The sequence below is a fragment of the Empedobacter sp. UBA3239 genome, from assembly GCF_002362875.1.
Taxonomy (GTDB): domain Bacteria; phylum Bacteroidota; class Bacteroidia; order Flavobacteriales; family Weeksellaceae; genus Empedobacter; species Empedobacter falsenii_B.
Map to the genome: position 1 here is coordinate 1 of NZ_DEVJ01000005.1, position 4490 is coordinate 4490.

Annotated in this window: 5 protein-coding genes; all 5 read left to right on the plus strand. The window is 30.7% G+C overall.

Annotation, left to right across the window (positions count from 1 at the left end; translation table 11 throughout):
- Nucleotides 1–279: 279 nt before the first annotated feature.
- The 5 genes from B4G36_RS00750 (at nucleotide 280) to B4G36_RS00770 (ending at nucleotide 4286) form a co-directional block, all read left to right on the plus strand.
- Nucleotides 280–906, plus strand: a complete 627-nt coding sequence (locus B4G36_RS00750; protein WP_038336698.1) for a peroxiredoxin — start codon at nucleotides 280–282, stop codon at nucleotides 904–906.
- A 157-nt stretch (nucleotides 907–1063) separates the two neighbouring features.
- On the plus strand, nucleotides 1064–1381 hold the full coding sequence (locus B4G36_RS00755; RefSeq protein ID WP_291061259.1) for a thioredoxin family protein: 318 nt from the start codon (nucleotides 1064–1066) through the stop codon (nucleotides 1379–1381).
- A complete protein-coding gene (locus B4G36_RS00760; protein WP_038336694.1) occupies nucleotides 1362–1613 on the plus strand; it encodes a DUF6952 family protein in 252 nt (83 codons plus the stop codon). Before B4G36_RS00755 ends, B4G36_RS00760 begins: the two co-directional genes overlap by 20 nt.
- 479 nt (nucleotides 1614–2092) lie before the next feature.
- Nucleotides 2093–2524, plus strand: a complete 432-nt coding sequence (locus B4G36_RS00765; RefSeq protein ID WP_291061261.1) for a hypothetical protein — start codon at nucleotides 2093–2095, stop codon at nucleotides 2522–2524.
- Between the two features lie 325 nt (nucleotides 2525–2849).
- A complete protein-coding gene (locus B4G36_RS00770; RefSeq protein WP_291061263.1) occupies nucleotides 2850–4286 on the plus strand; it encodes an FAD-dependent oxidoreductase in 1437 nt (478 codons plus the stop codon).
- Nucleotides 4287–4490: the final 204 nt, after the last annotated feature.

Below are 4490 nucleotides of genomic sequence, written 5' to 3' on the forward strand. Positions count from 1 at the left end.
TGCTGACGATTTACAACTCTTTAGGGTAAATAATCTTCGTAAATTAGCGTATAAATAAGATAAAAAGGCTGTTGTATTGAATTTCAATAGAATATTAACTCAATAATTATTATTAATCATATATCATAAATATAATTTATAGTATAATCTATATTTGAAATTGAAAATATATGGACAGTTTAAAATATCAGTCTAAATTTGTATCAGTAAAAGAGATAAAAACTATTACAAGTTTTATCACATCGAGAAGTAAAAAACAAAATATAAAAAATTAAAATTATGTCATTAGTAGGAAAAAAAGCGCCTTTATTTACAGCGCCAGCAGTAATTGATGGAGACGAAATCGTAGAAAACTTTTCAATGCCAATCGGAGAAAAAAACATCGTTTTATTCTTCTACCCAAAAGATTTTACATTTGTTTGTCCAACAGAATTACACGCATTTCAAGCTAAATTAGCTGAATTCGAAAAAAGAGATGCTGTTGTAATCGCTGCTTCTTGTGATTCAGAAGAAACGCACTTAGCGTGGTTAAACACCGCTAAAGATAACGGAGGTATCGAAGGTGTTACTTACCCAATCGTTGCTGACTTAGCAAAAACTATCGCTATGGATTACGGAGTTTTGGCTGGTGAGTATGTTTACAATGAAGAAAATGATTCTTTGAAATTTGAAGGAGCTCCAGTTGCTTACCGTGGTACTTTCATCATCGACAAAAACGGTGTTGTTCGTCACGAAACAATAAACGATTTACCATTAGGACGTAACATTGATGAGTATGTACGTTTATTAGACGCTATTTTACACGTTGAGAAATATGGTGAAGTTTGTCCAGCAAACTGGGAAGAAGGAAAAGATGCAATGAACGCTACTAAAGATGGTGTAGCTTCTTACTTAGCTTCTCACTAAAAATAACTTGAAAATTTTTTGATTTTCAAAATTCACGAAGAGGCTGTCTAAAAAATTTGACAGGAGATTTTAATGGATTAATTTTCAATAAAAATCACTAAGCTCAACACTTAGACAGCCTTTTTTTAATCCAATTTTAACCATAAAAATTAATAAAATGTTTGCAGAATTAGAACAAGATAACTTAGCACAAGTAGTTACTGATAACAATATAGTAATTGTACAATATGGTGCTGGATGGTGTGGAAACTGCCGTTTAATAAAACCAAAATTCAAAAAATTAGCGGCTGAATATGAAGGTCAAGCTGAGTTTTTATATGTTGATGCTGAGAAATTAGTAGAATCAAGAAAATTAGCGGATGTTCCTAACTTACCAACTTTCGCGGTATTTAAAGGAGGAAAAAATGTAGGACAAGTAACTGCGTCTAAAATTGATGCTGTAAAAGAATTGATCAATGAAGCTGCCGGTATTTAAGAATTTAGCAAAAAATGTTTCTATTGAAGCAATGGAAACAGCTTTAGAAGTTTTGGAAGTTTATGCTGATTCTCCAGCTGTAAAGGAGCCAGAACAAGAAGTAATTGGTGAAATGATTTCTAACATTTGTGGAGCAATGGAAATGAAGCAAATGATGGAAGAAGAAGGATTGGATGAGCGTACTGCTGCCAATACTTTTATGCAACGTGTAATGGGGTCGATTGATAAATAATTTTATCAATTAGTTTATATAAAAAAAGGATTTCAATTGAAATCCTTTTTTGGTTTTGTATCTTAAGATTTTCGATTAAAGAAAGTAAACTAATAAACCTAGATTAACTATTACTTTTTAGAAAATAATTATCACAAAAATTTCTAATAATACAATTTATCTTTCATTTCCTAATTCAGGATTAAAATCACTCAATAATTTCTTTTCTATCCTTCGTATTATTTTAATAACAATATTTTGAATTCTATGCAATTATCCTTATTAGTAAATTTATCTACAATTAAATGTTACTTTTTCCGTTATGGTAAGATATATTATTTTAAAAAATGAAATCAAAATTTACAACACTTCTCTTGGGTATCTCATTAATAACCTTAACAAGTTGTGCTTTATCTAATTCTGTCAAGCAAATTAATTATCAATCGAACCTAAAAGTTAGTGATAGACTATCTTCTAGTAAAATTGTTAAAATTGACGAAATGAAAGACATGAGAGGATACAGTGATGAAAAGGTTATTTTTTACAAGAAAAACATGTACAATCAAACGATGTCAGGTGCATATATGGCGGAAAAACCAGTTTCAGAAATTTTAACCGAAGCTATAAAAAATGGTTTCAATGAAAAAAATATTTCAGTTAACGGTAGTAATGATTATATTCTAAAATCTGAGTTACAAAAATTAGATTATGAAGCAATTTCTGGATTCTCTACTGTTCAGTTAATCCCAGAAATTACAGTTAAATTTCAATTGGTTGACAAAGATGGAAAAGTTGTTTGGACTGACTTAATTACAGGAAAAGCAAACACAAAAGGTGCTAAATTTGAAAAGTTTTTACCTCCAGCAATCGATAATCTTATTCAACAACTTGTTAATAATCAAGACTTTTTGAATAATGTTATAACCGAGTAACATCATTTATTTTAAGAGTTACAATTATCTCAAAAATATCATCAAACCTCGTTTAGAAAACATTAAACGAGGTTTTTCATAGAATAAAATATCTTACATTCAGATTTCTTCACTAAATCATAACTTCTTTTTCAATTTGAAAATAAACAAGAAACTGAATATAAATTACAAAAAATGATTTTCTAAGAACAAATTATTTATCGCTTTCAAAATAGAGCTTGGTAATTCAAAAAATTAGAATAGTTTTAGTAATTTCCAAAATATAATATCAAACAGTACACAGAATAAAATACAGTAAATTGTATTTTTGCAAAAATTTTTAGAATTGAGTAAACAAATAAATTGGATAAGCTGCAAGAATTGCAATGGTCTTGGAAAAAAAAGTCAAGGTGTTTCGAAAAAGAAACAATTGCGTTATGAAGCCTCTCTTCCTCAATCGAAAAAAAATAAAAACGACAACACTATTCCAAATAAACCAAAAAGTTCGATGCAAATTTGTACAACTTGCTTAGGATCTGGTTTAACGCAAACAGAAGAATTCCCTCAAACCAATAAAAATTATCCTCATATTGCTATTGTAGGAGCTGGGATTGGTGGAATTGCGTTAGCATTAGCGTGTTTGCATCGACAAATTCCTTTTACACTTTTCGAGCGAGATCGCGCTTTCAACGATCGTTCGCAAGGTTATGGATTAACGTTACAACAAGCGAGTAAGGAACTAAAAAAGTTTGGAATTACAACTTTGGATCAGGGTATTGTTTCTACGCTGCATTTGGCACATACCATAGAAGGAAATGTGATTGGCGAATGGGGAATAAGAAAATTGCAAGACAAAGAAGCTATTGAAGCAAAAAACAAGAATAAACATACCAATATTCACATTGCAAGACAATCTTTGCGTTTAGCTTTTTTAGAGCAATTGGGTGGTGATAAACAAGTTTTATGGAATCATCAATTAACTGATTTTAAAGTTGATGATAAAGTCGAATTAACGTTTGATGTTGATGGAATAAAAAAACATTTTAAAGCTGATTTACTTGTTGGTGCAGACGGCATACGTAGTTCGGTGCGTCGGTTGATTATCAATGAAGATACAAATCCATTAAGATATTTAGGTTGTATTGTGATTTTAGGAATCTGTAAACTAAATGCTTTAAAAGATTTAGATAATCATTTGTTAGATGGTGCAACGGTGTTTCAGACCGCAAATGGAACGGAACGAATGTATATGATGCCGTATGATAAAGAGTCGATTATGTGGCAATTTAGTTTTCTAATGTCAGAAGAAGATGCTAAAAATTTAAGTAAAAAAGGTTCTGAAGCCTTAAAAACAGAAGTTGCGAAAAGAACGCATTGGCACTCTCCTATTCCAGAAATTATCGCCGCTACCGAAGCTAAACAGATTACGGGATATCCTGTTTACGACCGAGATTTATTAACGCCAAATTTATTAGAAAATGTAGGTCCTGTTACTTTAATAGGCGATGCAGCACATCCGATGAGTCCTTTCAAAGGGCAAGGTGCCAATCAGGCTTTGTTAGATGCTTTATTGTTGGCACAAAAAATCACCTCAGTTTATCATGCGCAAAATAAACAAGTCAATCTACGTGAAGATGTTTTACATCCATACGAAAAAGAGATGATGGAGCGAAGCAGCGTTAAAGTGAAAAAGTCAGCAGATGCAGCCAAATTTTTACATTCAGATATCGTTCTTCAAAAAGGGAATGTAACCTTTGGTTCGAAGTGGACTTCCAGTTTGTGATTTATAAAAACTGACTTTGGTTTTGATGATAAAATACAATGTAAACCTTATTCATTAGAGATATCCATTACATATTGTATCTCTTTTGATTCTTTATTCTTTATCATTGTGTAATCTTCCCCTTGTTAAGAACACTTAAAAGTAGAGTTTTTATTTAATATTATTGTATTATTATTTTGATTAATTTGATTAATTTGAAATGTA